Origin of the sequence: Flavobacterium sp. W21_SRS_FM6 (assembly GCF_052119645.1) — a bacterium.
Lineage (GTDB): Bacteria > Pseudomonadota > Gammaproteobacteria > Enterobacterales > Alteromonadaceae > Paraglaciecola.
Genome location: NZ_JBGQOM010000010.1, coordinates 73,706 through 90,858, shown reverse-complemented (window position 1 = coordinate 90,858; position 17,153 = coordinate 73,706). Strand labels below are relative to the sequence as shown.

General features: G+C 36.2%; 13 protein-coding genes. 3 read left to right on the top strand and 10 right to left on the bottom strand.

Going from position 1 to position 17,153, the window contains the following annotated elements:
- Position 1 precedes the first annotated feature (1 nt).
- Together ACEN2L_RS16135 and ACEN2L_RS16130 are read right to left on the bottom strand one after the other, a co-directional pair.
- Positions 2-994 carry a glycosyltransferase family 2 protein gene (locus tag ACEN2L_RS16135; RefSeq protein WP_441745161.1) on the bottom strand — a complete coding sequence of 331 codons (993 nt, stop codon included), beginning with the start codon at positions 992-994 and terminating at the stop codon, positions 2-4.
- Positions 991-1,944, bottom strand: a complete 954-nt coding sequence (locus ACEN2L_RS16130) for a hypothetical protein (RefSeq protein WP_441745159.1) — start codon at positions 1,942-1,944, stop codon at positions 991-993. The genes ACEN2L_RS16135 and ACEN2L_RS16130 overlap by 4 nt, the downstream gene beginning before the upstream one ends.
- A 385-nt stretch (positions 1,945-2,329) precedes the next feature.
- Here ACEN2L_RS16130 and ACEN2L_RS16125 point away from each other — a divergent pair, with 385 nt between their 5' ends.
- On the top strand, positions 2,330-3,817 hold the full coding sequence (locus tag ACEN2L_RS16125; RefSeq protein ID WP_441745157.1) for an oligosaccharide flippase family protein: 1,488 nt from the start codon (positions 2,330-2,332) through the stop codon (positions 3,815-3,817).
- A 144-nt stretch (positions 3,818-3,961) separates the two neighbouring features.
- Here the strand turns inward: ACEN2L_RS16125 and ACEN2L_RS16120 are convergent, their stop codons facing one another.
- The 8 genes from ACEN2L_RS16120 to ACEN2L_RS16085 all read right to left on the bottom strand — a co-directional run bounded on the left by ACEN2L_RS16120 (position 3,962) and on the right by ACEN2L_RS16085 (position 15,037).
- On the bottom strand, positions 3,962-5,722 hold the full coding sequence (locus ACEN2L_RS16120) for an arsenate reductase/protein-tyrosine-phosphatase family protein (RefSeq protein ID WP_441745155.1): 1,761 nt from the start codon (positions 5,720-5,722) through the stop codon (positions 3,962-3,964).
- A complete protein-coding gene (gene gmhB, locus ACEN2L_RS16115) occupies positions 5,712-6,275 on the bottom strand; it encodes a D-glycero-beta-D-manno-heptose 1,7-bisphosphate 7-phosphatase (protein ID WP_306023715.1) in 564 nt (187 codons plus the stop codon). Before gmhB ends, ACEN2L_RS16120 begins: the two co-directional genes overlap by 11 nt.
- 151 nt (positions 6,276-6,426) lie before the next feature.
- Positions 6,427-7,548 (bottom strand): GNAT family N-acetyltransferase, encoded by a 1,122-nt coding sequence (locus ACEN2L_RS16110; RefSeq protein ID WP_441745153.1) that lies wholly within the window; start codon positions 7,546-7,548, stop codon positions 6,427-6,429.
- Positions 7,549-7,749: 201 nt separating this feature from the next.
- Positions 7,750-10,512: an XrtA/PEP-CTERM system TPR-repeat protein PrsT gene (prsT, locus tag ACEN2L_RS16105; RefSeq protein ID WP_441745151.1), complete on the bottom strand. Its 2,763-nt coding sequence runs from the start codon at positions 10,510-10,512 to the stop codon at positions 7,750-7,752.
- Positions 10,513-10,681: 169 nt separating this feature from the next.
- The gene (locus tag ACEN2L_RS16100; protein WP_441745149.1) at positions 10,682-11,683 is read right to left on the bottom strand and encodes a PEP-CTERM sorting domain-containing protein; all 1,002 of its coding nucleotides are present in this window, start codon (positions 11,681-11,683) and stop codon (positions 10,682-10,684) included.
- Between the two features lie 171 nt (positions 11,684-11,854).
- Positions 11,855-12,703 carry a ThiF family adenylyltransferase gene (locus ACEN2L_RS16095; RefSeq protein WP_441745147.1) on the bottom strand — a complete coding sequence of 283 codons (849 nt, stop codon included), beginning with the start codon at positions 12,701-12,703 and terminating at the stop codon, positions 11,855-11,857.
- 65 nt (positions 12,704-12,768) lie between these two features.
- A complete protein-coding gene (locus ACEN2L_RS16090; protein WP_441745145.1) occupies positions 12,769-13,587 on the bottom strand; it encodes a PEP-CTERM/exosortase system-associated acyltransferase in 819 nt (272 codons plus the stop codon).
- 694 nt (positions 13,588-14,281) lie between these two features.
- Positions 14,282-15,037, bottom strand: coding sequence for a YdcF family protein (locus ACEN2L_RS16085; protein ID WP_441745143.1), 756 nt, complete (start codon positions 15,035-15,037; stop codon positions 14,282-14,284).
- A 379-nt stretch (positions 15,038-15,416) separates the two neighbouring features.
- Between ACEN2L_RS16085 and ACEN2L_RS16080 the strand changes: the two genes are divergently transcribed.
- On the top strand, positions 15,417-16,190 hold the full coding sequence (locus tag ACEN2L_RS16080) for a S1 family peptidase (protein WP_441745141.1): 774 nt from the start codon (positions 15,417-15,419) through the stop codon (positions 16,188-16,190).
- 131 nt (positions 16,191-16,321) lie between these two features.
- Entirely contained in the window at positions 16,322-16,969 is a 648-nt protein-coding gene (locus ACEN2L_RS16075) for a hypothetical protein (RefSeq protein ID WP_441745139.1), read from the top strand.
- The last annotated feature ends 184 nt before the right edge of the window (positions 16,970-17,153 follow it).

Here is a 17,153-nt window from a genome sequence, read left to right as displayed (position 1 = left end):
GTTATTTTCTCACTGTCGCTAATATCTGCAGATATTGAGTATACAGCCACCATTTAACCGTACTGTTTAATGCCAAAGCTTTTTTTGCAAAAATTAGTGCGTCACGAGTTTTATTTAAGCGTATATATTCTACTGTAATATGTTTAAATATATTGGCCAAACCCAATTGGCTATGGCTAACGATACAAGATTTTTGTGACAATAATATCGCTTTTTCATAAACAGTAATTTGATATAAACGTTTTTCAAATGTGCTCACTAAAGTTGACATATTGTCTGATTTTTTAGGATCGGGAATATGATGTTTAGAAATAACCGCAGGGCAATATAAAATATGCTCAGCCGCATCAACCGTCCGAATAAAAATATCGCGATCACATTCATAACGTATATTTTCATCCATACCTTTTATTGCTAAATATAAACTACGACGAATTATCGTACAGTTTAAATGGGCAAAGCCACCGCTAGAAAATAAAAACTCAGCATTAACCATAAAGGCATTAAATTCATCAACAGCTAAACCAGACGTTTTGTTAGCTAAATCTTCAATCCACACATTGTTTAGTTGTTTTTTACCATCAGAAAAATAAGCGTCTTGGTTGGTATAATAAGCATCCACTGTATTTTTAGCATTGATGATTGAATTGTAAGCGCGTTGTAAATGTTCAGCGTCAATCCAAAAATCGTCATCATCTAAAAAACAAATATATTGTCCATTGCCAACATAAGCACCAGTATTCATAGAATAACTTTGGCCATGGCCATTTGGCCGACGAATTTGATAACGCCAATGTATATTTTCATCATATTGGCTTTCAAGTGCTTTATAGGCAGCGAGAAACTCATCAGTAGTACCATCATTTACAACAACCACTTCTATGTTTTTAAAGCTTTGCGCAAGTACTGAATCTAACGCTAATTTGAAGAGGTCTGGCCTATTACGTGTTGGTATTATGACTGTAAAAAAAACGTCGTTATTTACGTTTTTCATGCTTCGTTTGCTCCGTATTCCTTTTCTTTAACAAGAATAAATTGGCCAGAATTATGTGAGTGAAACCATTTGATATAGTCGATAGTTACCGTTAACAAATGGTCTTCGTCTTTCTGCTCTTTTACGTAAGGGGTTAAACCTGCTTTTATGCTGGGTGAATGGAACGATAAGATAAAATCCTTTTGTCCTAAGCGCATCTGTGCTCGCGTTATTTTTTTTAAATCTGCCAGTGCAAAACCTTCAGGTGATAAACGTTGGCGCTTTACGCGTAAAACTTTCATCAGTAAACGACTGATAAAATTCTTTTGATAGGTTTCGAAACGAGAGGGCTTTTGGTTAAACCACCTTTCTAGTGAGGGAGTAATTGCCAATACAGATGTGGTATGAGGCCAGTATAATATTTCATTGTTGACAAAAATATCGTTATTGTAATTACTGAAATTAGGACCTTCTTGGTGAGTGAAATCGCAAAAAGGACTAATACTAACGTCTGTTTTGTATCCTAATTTTTTGAGGTTAGTTACTGTGTGTTCACTAATGCCGTAACGCCCTGCTAAATAAGTGGTTGGTTTTACACCACATACTTCGGCGATTATGTTGGTTAGGCTTTTTAGTTTTTCAAATTCTAGTTGTTCGCCTAAGTTGCCGGGGTAAGAGTTAAAGTTTGTTACTTGGTCTCCTTCGGCAAAGGGAGGGTTTACCCAGGGGTGTAAGTGCGTGGCAAATTCTACGTTGTTGTACTGAGTTTTAAAAAAATCAATAACTTTATGGCCTTCTTGACTATTCACAAACGCATAATCTAAGGCAAATGTAATTTTTGCTCCCTCAGCAATAAGCGCTTTACAAAACTGAGTTAGTTTTTCTCCGTGAGTAACGTTATCATTTGCTTTAAAGAAACCACCGTTCCAATCAAACTCTTCTTCTGTATGGATCACGATAGACAACTGCATTTGTGCTTTACCTTTGCTGCAAATAATTATTTGTTAACTTTAAAATTGTCATGTTTAGTTTGATAAACACACAATCTTCAATTATAAAGCGCCTGAGAAAACATCACGCTATTACGAATGTTCTTGCTCTGTATTTTAAAGTAGAAAGAAGCAGATTAACGACCTAATTCTGATGCCACATTAAACTTGTTGATACTACTATATAAACTGTTATGGTCAAGCCTGACTAAGGTGGTAATAAATACCGTTTGCCTTAACTTATTTGTATAAATGGGACACAGGTTTTCGCTGTAGTTTTTTTATTTATTTAACGGATAAAAATTTGTAACGTTATCGGCATTGTTATTTATGCTGTGAAGGGTTGAGAACGATTGGGAAATTGCCTATGCATGCACCTACAAACAATAATAATAAGATAATTAAAAGTATTAAATGGGTTGTTATCGTTAATTGGATTAATCGATTACTAGGATTTATTTCAATCGTTATCTTAGCTCGTTTACTGACCCCTGAAGCTTTTGGTATAGCAGCTATTATTATGCTAGCTATCCAATTAACTGAGACTTTTACTAACGTAGGTGCAGAGCAATATTATATTCAAAAAGAACATTCAACTCGAGAAGACCTAAATTGTGCTTGGACTACTAATCTGATAACAAAAACGGGGGCGACAATAGTATTGGCTGTTCTTGGTCCCTTTGTTGCCTACTATTATGACTATGCTTCGTTAATACCCGCTTTACTTCTCGCATCATGTCTCCCTTTGATAAACGCTTTAGTGAACGGTGAGATTATTCAATACAAGAAAGACCTTGAGTATAAAGCATTTTCGATGGTTTTTTTGTATAGCAAACTTGTATCTAGTTTGGTTACCATAACACTAGCTTTTATTTTTCATAGCTACTGGGCCTTATTAATCGGAGCTATTTTCGCTTCAGTTGCAAATTGTTTACTTTCTTACATGATGATAAGTGATAGAACGCAATTCGGTTTATTAAATTGGCGAGCACAGTTTCATTTTTCTAAGTGGGTAATGTCTAAAGCGGTGGTTGGGCATTTAAAGTCTAAATTCGATACTTGGTTTGCAGTTAATATCTCGGGTTTAGCTGGTCTTGGCGGTTATCATTTAGCTAAGGATCTTGTTTTATTTCCAAGTCGAGAACTCATTTCGCCTATTACGGGGGTTCTATTCACTTCGATTGCCAAAGCACAAAACTACAGTGAAGATCAACGCTCTCAAATTACAAAATCAATTGCGATAATTGCGCTTATTGGTTTTCCGATATCGTTCGGATGGGCGCTAATTGCGGCGCCACTGGTAGAATTGGTTTTAGGTGAGCAATGGATACCCTATACCGCTGTTATTGCGAGTTTGGGAGGATTAGTTGTTATCTTTGCATTAGGTGATTTTTTTGCTGATTTGATGGTGGCTGTAGGAAAAGTGAAACAATCATTCTACTTCGATACTGTTACTCTTCTCATGGCTTTTTCAACATTATTTTTGTTTAGTTCGAGTATCAACAGTCTAATTGAAATGGCCCAGATTAGGGTGTTCATAGCTCTGTTGGTTACCTTTACAGGTTTATGGTGGATCAGTTATCTTGGGATTATTTCTATCAAACGTATTTTTAAGTGTATTTTTTGTCCTCTAATTGTTGCTGTAATCATGAATCAAGTTACTTTATTTGTAATTGAAGATTTAGCCTTTGGCGCTTTTGCTATATTTTTTACAACTGCAATAACTGCAATAATTGTGTATTTTTCTCTAATACTACTGGTATTAAAATTTGATTTATTAGGAAAACAAGAGTCAATGTTTTTCAAAAAAATGCTTAACGAAGGACTGCGGCAGATCACTGGTAAGTTGTACTAGCTCTAATATTTGAAAGTGAGCCTTAATTAATTCGGTACTAACCAAAACTGCATATTTGGAGTTATTATAAAAAAGTTTGATGCTCTTAATACGTTTTACAAAAAAGAAGATTCAAAGTTTTAATACGGGCTTCTATCCACTCTGTTACGAGTAGTGAGCTTGGATTTGACTAACTAGATTATCAAGCGCTTGATCGATCAGTTGGTAACAATAAGCTAAATATTCTTGATTCCGCTCATAAGGGTCTTCAATTTGCGAATGGTAGCCTTTGGATTCAGGAATTAGTGCCGCGAGAGATATCGCGTTAAATCCTTCATAATATTCGTCTAATATATACTGATTTTTATGGTCAAATATCAGTATGAGTTGTCCCTCAGGTTTCATATCTTTTTGCTTGATCCACTTAGACCGATGGGAGCTTAAATCTAACTGCCACGATTTAGCTAATTCGACACACTCAGTAGGGCAGGATCTATTTTCGTGTTGATGAAAACCGTAAGAGTCGACTTTAATATGCTGTAAGTCCGCATCGTTTAGTTTCTGTTTTAATAACTCTCCTGCAAAAGGGCTTCGCATTATATTACCGTAGCACACGACTAATATTTCATTAAGTGGCTCAGTCAAAACTTGTTCTAAATCCAATATTTTGGATTTTCTTATGTTATTTTTTATGATTGGTAAGTTGTCTACTTTGTCCTGAAATAACGATTTAAACTCAGCAACAAATGGTGCCCTATCTTGCCAATCAAAAGAATCTATTTTCTCTTGCCAAGTCAATAAACGGGTAAAGCCAACCAAACGTTTTGCAAGTTTTAGAGAAGCTTTGCCCAAACCAAGTTTTTCACGTTGTTGTTCGAAGTCAGATTTAATGTCGTAAATATCGCTAGTAAAATTACGTGCGTAAGCATAGGGATTATAAGTAAACTTTGGATCTATTGGATAATCTAGCAGAGTCATCGCATACATGGCTGGAAAGTTGACTCCGGCAAAAATAGCAAGAGGCAAAGACCCCCAAAATCGAGCGTTTATTTCAATTAAGATCCAATCTTGCGTATCGGGGTTAAATTTAAACTCGAACATTGCAACACCATCAAATCTTAGCTTACTACATATTTTTTGACATGCATCGAGCATGCTAGGATCAATTTTACTTGCCTTTCTGTAGGTACTTCCCCCTCCGCTTTCAGGCTCTGCAACTCTTTCATGTGCAAAAGCAGCATAGAGCTCTCCTTTTACAGCTAAAATAGAAATGCCTACACCGTACCCTGCATTGTAAGTTTCGATTAAACAATCAGAGTAATGTTTACGAAAAGCGTCAAATCCATCTTTGTCTTTAACGATACTAACACTGTTCCTTTGGTTAAGATGCTCAGAGGTGTAAGACTGGACCGGTTTTAGAACCAAAGGGCTCCCAAATTGTTCAGTTAGTTCGTTATAGCTGATTGAAGTTAGATTCAATAACGCCCCTTTTGCCACAGAAACACCGCATGTTTGCGCTATCAGTCGAGTCTCTACTTTGTTGAACAATGGAGCCATGATAGCTGTGTTAGGAATAGCAAAACGAGTCTTAATGTTTAACGAAGCTTGAAAGGTTTGCAAAGGGTAGAGAGCCCTCTCATCGCAGGGAATCGCGATGTCGTATTCATTAGTTAACAGCAAATCAGAGACTTTAGCATTCCAGTCTGCTGGGTCGTAGGCTTGGTAATTAAAGTAGTAACGATTTCTTATGTATTTTGACTTTAAAGAAGGGGTTCGATTTGAGAAAGTGACTACATCCACATTCATCTCCACTTCGCCTAGCGAGCGAATTACTGATAAAAAACTACGGGTGTCTTCCCCAAATATTAAAACGTTTTTGTTCTTTAATTGTTTAAAAGCTTTGATTGTTGTTTTGTTAACTTGCATTAGTTTCCATTAGCCTTGCAAACGTGTATAGGTTTTCGCACACACAACTGACATATTCAGGTATGTTTACAGGCAAAGCATGCCCACTTTTCACTAAAACCGGTGTTGTGATGTTCGCAGACACAGCAGCTTCTACATCACTCACTTTATCTCCGATCAAAATACTTTTGCTTACATCAACATTATATTTTTTAATTAGTGTATTTAGCATGCCGGGTTTAGGTTTTCTACATTCACAATCAATAGCGTATTTACCTTTTCCACTTTCAAAATGATGGGGGCAATATTGAACATCTGATATTACAATACCTGCAGCCTCGAATTTAGCTAACATCCAACTATTCAGTTTGTTAAAATCATGTTCGGTGTAATAACCTCTTGCTATGCCTGCTTGATTAGTAACGATAAATAGTAAATAACCTAGGTTTTGTAATATTTTTAATGCTTTTACTGTATCTGGTATAAACTCAAAATCTTCAATTTTATATAAATAATTGATTTCTTTATTGATTACTCCATCCCGGTCTAGAAATATGGCTTTTTGTTGATTCATTTTTTTCTTTCTTCGCCTATCTTCATTTGGAAGTCTTACGGGTAACAATTTAACATCATATTTAATTTTTAGGCATAGGTATAAGTCTTGGATTTCTATATGTGTATTGCCTGTGACTGTCTTTTCTCGATAAGTAATTACTAACGACTAATCAGTCATTAGTACAATTTGAAATACTCTTCTGATTGGTAAAGCGAGACTTCAGTTTATGGATGCAGTAACTCAATAAAAAATGGGGTTTTTTACGGCGTATGCTAGAAATAATCATTTTATTAGAGTGGCTGGAGAGTGATTTTTTATAGCGTCCTTCTCCTCCCATATAGTCATAAGTCGAATAGCCTTTTTCTGCGTAGTAAGCAGTCGCAAGACTGTGAATCAATAAACCTGGTTTGATCCTATTGTCTTTCTCATAATTTATACCGGATAAATAAAAGTAAACTTGATCTTGATATATTAAGTTATATAAATATCCGATAGTCAATTCTCCAACAGTTAACTTCAGAATATCGATTGCCTCGGAATTAAAATTGTCTTTTATTAATTGCACATGAAATCTGAAAAACTCTGGGTTTTCAAAGCCGCTATTAATCTTTCCCCATCGTGCTAAATGTAGAATACTGACCTCATTTAACATCATAAGGGCTTCTTCAGCACTACTAGCTTTAGTTAATTTTATAGCCCCCCGCTGACTATAGAGTTTTTGAGTTCGTCTTATTTGTGAGCGAGTATTTGCAGATAATGTGTTTAAAAAGCAGTCCAAATTTGCGAAGGCAGATTGTAGGTGAGTAGCATAGCTAACTGTTTCCCAACTCGTATGTTGCATTAGAGTAGAGGCTCTTGGTATTTCTATCAACTCGCTGTTGCTAACACCTACCATTAACTCGTCACATTGGTGTAAGGCATGTTCAAAATAATCAGCCAATGCCGCACGAACTGCCCAAGCTCGATGCTTGGCGCAAAGCACATCATTATACTCAAGCCATATCTGGTCTTTTACTCCGTCTCCGGTTCTATTTAACCAAGCTTGTCGCGATGTTACTCCATATTTTCTATTTGATTTAAAACATAATAAACCTAAGCCTACTACCTCATCGCCATCTAACACTTTAATTAAGTCAGTTTTGAAGTTTATATATTTCAACCAAGTAGAAATCCAATGCCAACTAGTAAAAAAACTTTGTTCTGAGTTTTGTTGTAGCTCTATCCAGACTTTTTCAAGTAGTGGCATTTGATGTTCACTAAACTCGGTCAACGTTACCGTAAGGCGTGACATAGGCTCCTAATACGAAATTCAATATGAAAATAAGCTTTATTCTAATCATATTTAATCGTTAATTAATACTTTTTGTTCGATCTCAAAAGATGGTATTAAGTTAGCTAACTTTACAAAATTTAAAATCATACTCCGAAAAAGTTTCAAATAATAATGGCCAACATTGCCTGACCACTGCAAACACGAACTTTTTGCATTTGACTATTTTTTTTCTTGATGATCTTTTATCCACTTTTCTATTATTGCAATTTTTTTCATTGAGTCCACATTACGAACTTTTATACTTGCAATGATTTCTTTAGCTAGTTCAAACTCACCTGCTTTGGCACTAGTTTCGGCATAATTTAAAACAACGTTGCTGGAAAGGCCAATATCCTTTGGAATCATCTCATAATATTGTAAAGCAGAATTGTAGTTATTTTGAGACATATAAATTGTACCCATAGTATCTAATACGTCTGCGTTCTTAGGTGCAAGTTGCAATGCTTGATTGCCGTATGTTAAAGCAGAGGGTATATCATTTTTTGACAAGTAGATATTTGCAAGATTATTTAAAATTACCAGATTGGGCTTAGTGTCTGTCACAAGCTTCAAATACGTGTTGATAGCTGCATCGGGGTCTGAAAACAACTGTCGCTCTGCCAATAACATTCTTATATCTATATCGTTGGGATTAGCCTCAGTGTATCGTTCAAGTAATTTTAATGCTGCACTGTAATTTGAAATTTTGTCATAGACGAAAAGTAAAAAAATAAAATTTCGTTTGTTAGGCAGTGAGCTATATGCAACCAATGCATTTGGAAGAGCCTCGTTATATTTACCTTTACTTGCTTGTATACGAGAAATAATCCCTTTCACTAAGGGAATATCTAATGCTTCCTTCGGAAACGTGTTTAGCAGCTTTTCAGTTTCCTCAATTCTATTGTCCATTACCATAAAATATGATTTCAAAATCTCTAATTGTAGGTCATATTTTTTTTCTGCGGTTCGAACTTCAATAGCATTTGCAGCGTCTTTGAATTTTTCTTGAGCATCCATCGCCATAATAAAGCCCATAAAGGCATCCCTATTTAATGGAGATAACTTCTGCCATTGTTGATAATGTTTTTCTGCTAATTCTATTTGGCCTGAATTTATTAGGATATAGCCTTTAAAACTCCATTCTTCAGGAGAACTATTTGGGTCAATGTTTGATAGGTCTTCCATTATGGCCAACGCTTCGCGATAGCGACCTTCTTTAACTAACACTTGCCCCGTGAACAACCTAAGAGCATTGTTACTTTTATCGTCTTTATAGGTTTTCACGATCAAATCTACGATAGATTCCACCGGGTTTGATTGACTCTTATTCATATTGTAATAAGCAGCAAGACCCGGAATATACTTAGAATTTCTCTCTATAATATCTTTCACTATTGAAAGTGCTTCTGTGAAATTACCCCTATTAACTTCTATATTTGCAATCCCTAGCAATAAAGAGGGATGTTGTGGAAAAATTGTTAGTCCACTCTGATATTCTCTCAGTGCATCATTTAGCTTATCAGTTTTAAGATACGATTCAGCAGCTACAAGATAAGGGCTGATATCGTCAGGTAATTTAGTCTTCCAGTCTAACGATAACGCTAGTGCTTTTTCATATTCTTGGTTATCTAGATATGCTGTGGCTAGAGCCTGCAACGCTGCTTTTGTCGGCGTTTCATTAAGTGAGTTTTCTAAGTCAATAATGCCCGATAGATCGTTAATTGATAATTTAAGAAGACCTAATTTTGCGAGTTTTTCGCTTCCCAATTCCGTTTCAGATGCCTTGCCTAAAATAGATTTAGACTCTTCTACTTTACCTTCCTGCTGTAATTTAATAGCCGCGCTACTAAAAAGTTCGAGACTATCATTTTTCTTGATTTCCAAGTTCATCAGCGTTTGTGTTGCCTCGGTACTCAAACCTAGCTTTAGCTGTGTTGATGCTAATACTCTCAAGGCAAAGTGGCTTTTGGGTAACTCATCGGCAATCGCTGACAAATAGCGATTTGCTTGTTCATAATTTTCTAGTCTATAAGCACAATAACCCGCTATGACGCGAAGTACAATGTCATCACTACCATACCTTAGGGCTGTTTCAGCGAATAATTTAGCATTTTCATAATCGTTTTTCGCTGCGCTTAAAATGCTTTTGTGTCGATTTATGATGCTGTTATTGGGGTATAATGTTAATAAATGATCGATAAATGGTTCAGCATCGTCATAACGCTTTTCAGCAACTAAGATGCTTGAGTATATAAACTCTGCCCCAGTGTCATTAGGGTTTGACTTGATGTAAGTTGAGAATAATTCAGCCGCTTGTTTTAATTGATTTGTGCTTAAATATATCTGACCTTTTAGCTTTACTACTTCTTCATGTTGCGATTCACTTTCTGACAAACTTTCGAGTTTTATAAGTGCTAAACGGTAAGATTCATTCTTAACATTGAGTAAAGCTTCGGCCAAGGTTGTATAGAAAGTGTGATTATTGATTTGTTTAAGTTGGTAAATCGTATCTTTAGCATTTTGTACTTTATTAAGTTCGGTGTAAGCAACAAACTTGTAGTACAGAACTTCAGCCAGTTTTTCATCATTTTCTATTATTAAACTGGTGTCTAGCTTTGTAATTGCTATAAACGACTCTGTTTTTCTGAGCGCTTTAGCAAGAAGAGGGGTTGCTTGGCTTTGTGAGTAACCTAATTCAATAGCCTTATTTAATTCTTTGATCGCATCTTGATATTGGCGATTTGACAAGTAGGCATTTGCAAGTTGAAAGCGTGCTTCTGCCAAGCTTGGATCCTTATTTAGAATACTTTTTAATTCAAAAATTGCATTTGAACTATCGCCTGACTCCACTAGTTTTTTAGTAATGTCTAATCGTTCTTCAAGGGATTTTCCTTCGCAAGAGTATAGTATGGCTGTTAGGCAGCATAAAATTATAAACTTCATTGAATTGTGAGCCTCTATGCAATTTAAAAAGTAAGATTGGATACGGTGTGTGTTATCGAAGTTTAAACTATCACTTTGTTTGATGACTAATCAATGTTGCTCAGATAAATTTAGATGACGACTAATAAAAAACCGACACAAGGTCGGTTTTTTATAAACAAACTAATTGTTATTTTTTAGATATTTTTCTAAAGCCAGCTAGGCCAAGCAAAGTTAAGCCAAAAAATGTAAGTGTAGCTGGTTCTGGAACATTAACCGCTTCCACTGCAAACTGAGCATTTAACGTACTAGTTAAATTTTCAGGTGTAATCAAACCGAAAGTTGCTCCTCCAGGAATAGAAATAACTTGAAGACCACTTAAACGAGTAGTTACTTGGTAATCAGTGTGATAGCCGTTATTCACCAACCCAGTTAAATCCATTGCAACGGTGAAATCAATAAAGTCTATACCAAACCCACTAACAGCAGACGCACCACCACCAGTCAAATCCACAATGAATGCATCGTCTGGAGCATACGGGAATAATGAACCAGCATTATTAAATGTTTCATTAAAAATGATATCAAACTTAAGTTCTGGCAATGTATATGTACCGGCAATTAAATCAGCACTTGCTAACTCTAGACCATCGAATAAATCAATAGAAGTTAATGACGGTATACCTGTTGGTAAATTGCTGTGCGTCATTTGAGTACCTTGGTTAAATAATAAACCGCCGTACATACTGGTTGTCGCAGAACCTGTAACGCGCGAGGTGTCGTTACCGCTTGCATCAGTAAATGACAAACAACTAGGGCCAGTTCCCCAGCAAACATTGTCTATCAAAGTACCTGTGGATAAAATGCTTGGTCCAGTTCCACCGACAGTTCCTGTATTAGAATCTCCATTTACATAGCCCGCAGTACCTAAGTCATAATATAAATTATCTTCGGAATTTAATACCCAGTTATTGCCATTAGTGGGCGATGCAGCGCCAGTAGATGCCGTTGGGTTATAGTTTGGGTCCAGAGTTGTATCGGCACCGCCAATATTAACAGAGTTGCCGGTAGTAACATTTGCAAAACCAGCTTCGTTTACGTAGCCCCAGCTAGATATTACAGTTCCAGCATTTGCTGCTGCTGACATTGTCAGTGCAATTAAGCACGCGGAAATTTTGTTTAACTTTTTCATCGGTAAGTCCTTTGGTCGGTAAGGTTAGTTCAATTAAAATAAAGCACAAAGCGTGCCTAAATATTTAATCCCTTTATAATCAATGGTATGGCGTTTTTGCCTTTTTTTTACAACACGTTTTTGTAAACAAAACTGACACCTAATCTGTAAAAAGGGCTGCCCTAATTCGAATCAACAAACAAGCTTAGTTACTATGTAAATCTTTAAGCGTTGAAAAACCCCTTTATTACCGAACGGTAGGTAAGTTTTTTTTAATTTATTGCGATAAGCATCAAAATGTAAGCCATATGGGGCTGATAATACTTTGCCTCTATTCAGTAGTATCTTGAGTGCATACGTACCAGCCAAACCTGCGCAGAGTTTTACAGCCATAGGAACTGATGGACCAGTTTCTGCTTTAAAATCAGCTTTTTGTGGAACGACCAAGTAAGGTTTTTGTAACATGGAGGGCGATAATCCAACTAGAAATCTAACAAGTTGTTGTTGTTTGCTATAACCGCCGAAGCAAAAGTATTGTTCAAAACTCATTTTTCCGGGCATAAAGCACAAAAATGCTACGCCCATTCCAATGGGAGCAGCTGTAATCAATGGGATTTTTTTTTCTTCGCATTTTCGGAATACTAATTTCCTTGCGTCTAAAGCAAAAAAATCAAGACTATCTATGTATAAATCAACTTCATCTAAAAATTCATCTACGTTGCTTTCATTTATTCCTTCAGGAAAAGATCTTATTTTTACTTCGGGATTTATATCTCTGACTATTTCTTCCATGACTTCGCATTTAGGGCGACCAATGGTTGACATAAATGCGCCTGCTTGACGATTAAAGTTGTGCACCTCAAATGAATCGAAATCAGAGATGTTAAAATTGTTGATACCCAATCTAGCCATAGTTATTAGGTGCTCTCCACCAACTCCACCAGCGCCAGCGATGGCAATTCTTTTTGATTTAAGTCTTTGTTGCTCTTCCTCCGAGACCCATCCGATATTTCTTGAAAATGCGTTACGATATTCGAACATCTTAATTAATCTCCTCAATTTCGAACTTTAACTGCCTCTGGCTATTTAGTTGCAAGTACTTTTTCTTATTCTGTTTGTTTGAACTGGAAGGCAACACGCTTTTCGATGTTTTGCAGCATTTTTTTAAAGCCAGGGCTAAGTCCTTTCATTAACAGTTGTCTACTAATGTAATACGGAGCTCTTCTGCCGTGATATTCAACTACCGGTCCTACTTGCTGAAAAGGAATGCCGACAAATCGTAAGCTTCTTGCGAGTCTCGGTTCCATCATTACAAAGCAGTGTTTTATTCCATGGTGCTGTGTAACCGAAGCAGCAGATAAATATAGTCCGACTGCTATGAAGGGAAAGCATCTTAGCTCTCTCTCGGAATAATTATGTTCATTTATTGAACCAGTAGCGGAGCCGGTAAATCTATCTGTCGCACGTTTTCTGAACTGAGCTGGAATTGCTAATCTTGAAATTTCACAAATTTCCTCCCGGGGGAAGTCACCGGGATGTACGCTTTTTTCATCTATTGAACTGATGCAATATTTCTCTATAGGCAGTAATTGTTGTGGGCTAGATGTTCTTACAATCCTGACTGTTCCGGCATAGAAACCTGTTGGAATATGTTTAATCAAACAATGTGTTGAATGATTATCAAAGTCGTCAGTTTCAAGTTGACTTTCTTTGGGAGGTTCAAATTTAAGCTCTTCACAATAAACATTGTGGCGAATTTTATATGATTCATTTTTTAATTCTTCAGTCGAAGCAACGACCGGATGCAGGTATTCAGAAAAGTGATGTGAAATTTGATTGGCTTTTCGACTCACAATAACGTTCATAAGCTGCTTAATAAATATTCCTATAACAGGTTTGTCAGCATATTTTTTCAAAATGTTCATTAAAAGCTTTCCAGATCAACTAGTTTCGTTTGAACTATATTATTGGCGATTACAAGCAACGTCGGTATAAAAGTATCTAAGGTCTTGTAAATGAAGATTGAAATGTAAGATGCTCGTTCAATAAAAGTGCTGGTAAATTCGTTTAAGTAAACTTCTTTTATACGCACTATTTCAATTTCACCAAAAAATTTAGCCATAAAGACCATTCCCTCATTATCTTTCTATACCCTTGTTGAGATAATTACATATTACGCCGTCGGTCGGTAACCTTTATTAAAAATAAGGGTCATGAACCTCTATAGGACTAAGCCTAACTATAGTTGTGCATTTTTGTTTACCTACAGTGGCACTATATATAATACTCAGGCTGAGAATAGCACATTTAATTCAAGGTACTTTTTATAAAATAAGAAACTCGATTTGGAGATAAGGAGTTAGAATTATTTTTGTAATTACCTACGCGAACCAAATTTTTACCTTTACTCAATAAGCAGGAATCACCGTAGTTTCGCAAGCTAGTGGTCAGGGTACCCCACTGATCTAACAAACGCCTGAGAATTAATTGTTAATATTATCTCTTTTGGGCCCATACTTTGGGTAAATGCATCAATCTCATCATGCTAAGTTGTTTTCATTTGAAGCATTATTATCACAAATTTCAAAAATTGTAGTCTTTGTTGAACTTAGTAAACAGCTATAAAAAATAATCCTGATAGATTAAGCCTAGATATTCGTGAATTGCTCGTTCGCTGCGGTAAAGATTTTTGGCGCTCGGCAAGCCAATGGTAAATGAAGTATGCCTACGACTAAGATGTTCTACTGGGATGGCAATTGTTTCAATATCGAATGCATCAAAATATTTAATTGCTCTTGTTAAATGACTAGCTGAAGTAACCAGAGCTACTTTATTCCCATTTAAAATACTGGCAATTGCAGCAACTTCGGTTTCTGTATTTGTACCCTTTGATATGGTGTGAATAGATTGAGTTGGCACACCGAAGTACTCAAAGAAGGATTTATTATGCTCTGCTTGAGACTCACTGTCAGTACGATTAAGCACATCTCCAGCCAAATATATGGGGAGGGGATAAGTTTTGTACATTAAAACAGCTTGTAAATTTCGTTGTAAGGAGCAATTGGGCCATCTTGAAACGTATGGGAAATTTTCTTCTTCATAGTAGTTGCACGCTAACACTACTATCGCATCCGCGGACTTCCATTGGTCAGATTCAATATTAACGGTCGGATGAGGTGATTCTAAATACTTAATTAATTCGATGCTAGGATACGTCATGCTGCACAGAAAAAACCAAATTATTGGAATAACAGAAAGACAATTATACAGAACTCGTTGAGTCCCTAATGTAGCTACCACTCTAAAGATTAAAAACAAAAGAGGTGCATGAACTAACGGTGAGCTTACAACGGAAGCAAGTAAGGCTAGAAGCATACCACCCCTTTTTTCATTAACATAAGCAAGATTGAGTTCCTATTTTATTGGACTAATTATCAGTAGTTATTCACTTTAGCTTTTATGTCGACGCGTTAAACTCCTAGTCCTTGATTAATACATGTTTATGGCTGAAATAATAGTCATTATTATTGTTAAACTTGTTACTTGACTTTCCTGCGACACAAAAAATTGAGTAACTCGGATTCCTTTCAAATCAGCAAGTTCTTACAGTAAGATTTTCAATAATTTATATCTACTAAATTAAAAATTACCTAAGTACAGTCATAATAAAGTATATTGTTTAGCACTGTCGTTATCCATCTTAAACTTAATTGATTCTAAATAGTTTTCTTATTTCTAGGGGCTAGAATAAAGTATGAAACGCACTTTGGTGTACTTAACTGTAGTTTGCCTAATTTTTATCTCTTTCCTTAAACCTATTTCGGCACACTCTCACATCGATGTTATTGCTAAAGTCAAACCTTCAGTAGTAGGTGTTGGATTATATGATGCGCTGGGGGCACAAACTCATCAGCTTAAAGGAACTGGATTTGTTTTTGGTGATGGCACTCTTATTGCCACAAACTACCATGTGGTTGCCCAAGAACTTGACCCTAAATTTGTCCAATATCATATTGTTTTTTCAGGAAGTGGAAGGCATCCAGCAGTTGATAGAGCTGAAATTATAGCGTCGGACCCGCTCCACGATTTAGCTATTTTGAAAATTAGCAGAAAGCTTCCGCCTGTTACTTTGGGAAGCGGACAGATGAAAGACGATGGAACGGAAGTACTTCTAACAGGATTTCCTATTGGGGCTGTGCTGGGGCTGTATCCAGCGACCCATAGGGGGATTATTGCCGCTTCAACTCCAGATGTTATTCCAAGCGTTAATTCTAATCAATTGACGACTCATTTATTGGAAAAACTTGATAAGCCGTTTTTGATTTATCAACTTGATATCACCGCCTATCCTGGTAATAGTGGTAGCCCCTTGTATGATGCTAAGACGGGAGAAGTATTAGGAATTTTGAATAAAGTGTTTATTAAAGAATCGAAAGAAACGGTATTAGAGAAACCGAGTGGTATTAGTTACGCCATTCCCATTGAATATTTAAGAAAGCTCGCAGTTAGAAATAAAATAGCGTTATAATAATGAAGGCTAGTGTCGGTTTGTTTTACACTATATTTGTTTAAACTTTATAAGCTTTTAATTATCAACAGGTTGGTATTTGGATCGTTTTTTGCATTGATTTTACAAAATGTAATTTATAGGGGTTTTATATGGATCATCTAGAACAAAAAGACAACAATTGTTCTAAAGTCAACAATATCGAAAAACGCCGTGCTTTTATCAAACAAGCGACTGTGGGTATTGTAGTTACCTCAATACCTGCTAAATCTGCATGGGGTGCGTGTAACGCCTCTGGTATTTCTGGCGGTTCTAAATCGACAACTACTTGTGAGATGCCAGTTTTATCTAACGGGCGATCTCCAGGCAGCTGGTGTAAATTTGTTGAAAATGATGTCACTCAACAAGTTCATAAAAACAAAATAAAAGCGATGTTCTCTCTATATTCCCATGCATCTGACGGAGTTCTTAAAGCAAAATGTAAAGCTTTAAAACAATATATCTTAGATCTTCCCCCTGTATTACTCAGTAAAAGTTTTCCTCAGGTATCGTTGAATGTCGCAGAAGCACTTCTCGATGGCGGTGATATTGCTAATTTGGCATCGTGTTATTTGAATGCTCGTTTGGGTTTTTATAATATTCCTCCACAATTCACTGATGCGGATGAATTGATGGAACACATATATGGGGTTATTGAATACAAAAAATCCTTGAGTCGCTCAAGAAGAGCCTCGGACTATGGTGATATTTTAGGGACATCTTTTAATGATGGTGTTTCTAGTCGTTCGATCCGTGGATAGCCAATTTTTAACAGAGTTATAGCGCATTTTGTATCAAATCTCTGAACAGTATCTAATTGTTTTTCCACCAGATATAAGTGGAGTAATTATTTTTTCTAAAATCGATTATTCCACAATCTTTGTTCAGTTTAGTCTTACTTCGGTTACTGAATATGATAATTTAACTGGAGAAGGGTTAAATCTA

Bases quoted from the DNA above. Each gene is read 5' to 3' on its own strand.
- ACEN2L_RS16135 (WP_441745161.1), bottom strand. From the start codon at position 994: ATGAAAAACGTAAATAACGACGTTTTTTTTACAGTCATAATACCAACA.
- ACEN2L_RS16130 (WP_441745159.1), bottom strand. From the start codon at position 1,944: ATGCAGTTGTCTATCGTGATCCATACAGAAGAAGAGTTTGATTGGAAC.
- ACEN2L_RS16125 (WP_441745157.1), top strand. From the start codon at position 2,330: ATGCATGCACCTACAAACAATAATAATAAGATAATTAAAAGTATTAAA.
- ACEN2L_RS16120 (WP_441745155.1), bottom strand. From the start codon at position 5,722: ATGCAAGTTAACAAAACAACAATCAAAGCTTTTAAACAATTAAAGAAC.
- gmhB (WP_306023715.1), bottom strand. From the start codon at position 6,275: ATGAATCAACAAAAAGCCATATTTCTAGACCGGGATGGAGTAATCAAT.
- ACEN2L_RS16110 (WP_441745153.1), bottom strand. From the start codon at position 7,548: ATGTCACGCCTTACGGTAACGTTGACCGAGTTTAGTGAACATCAAATG.
- prsT (WP_441745151.1), bottom strand. From the start codon at position 10,512: ATGAAGTTTATAATTTTATGCTGCCTAACAGCCATACTATACTCTTGC.
- ACEN2L_RS16100 (WP_441745149.1), bottom strand. From the start codon at position 11,683: ATGAAAAAGTTAAACAAAATTTCCGCGTGCTTAATTGCACTGACAATG.
- ACEN2L_RS16095 (WP_441745147.1), bottom strand. From the start codon at position 12,703: ATGTTCGAATATCGTAACGCATTTTCAAGAAATATCGGATGGGTCTCG.
- ACEN2L_RS16090 (WP_441745145.1), bottom strand. From the start codon at position 13,587: ATGAACATTTTGAAAAAATATGCTGACAAACCTGTTATAGGAATATTT.
- ACEN2L_RS16085 (WP_441745143.1), bottom strand. From the start codon at position 15,037: ATGCTTCTAGCCTTACTTGCTTCCGTTGTAAGCTCACCGTTAGTTCAT.
- ACEN2L_RS16080 (WP_441745141.1), top strand. From the start codon at position 15,417: ATGAAACGCACTTTGGTGTACTTAACTGTAGTTTGCCTAATTTTTATC.
- ACEN2L_RS16075 (WP_441745139.1), top strand. From the start codon at position 16,322: ATGGATCATCTAGAACAAAAAGACAACAATTGTTCTAAAGTCAACAAT.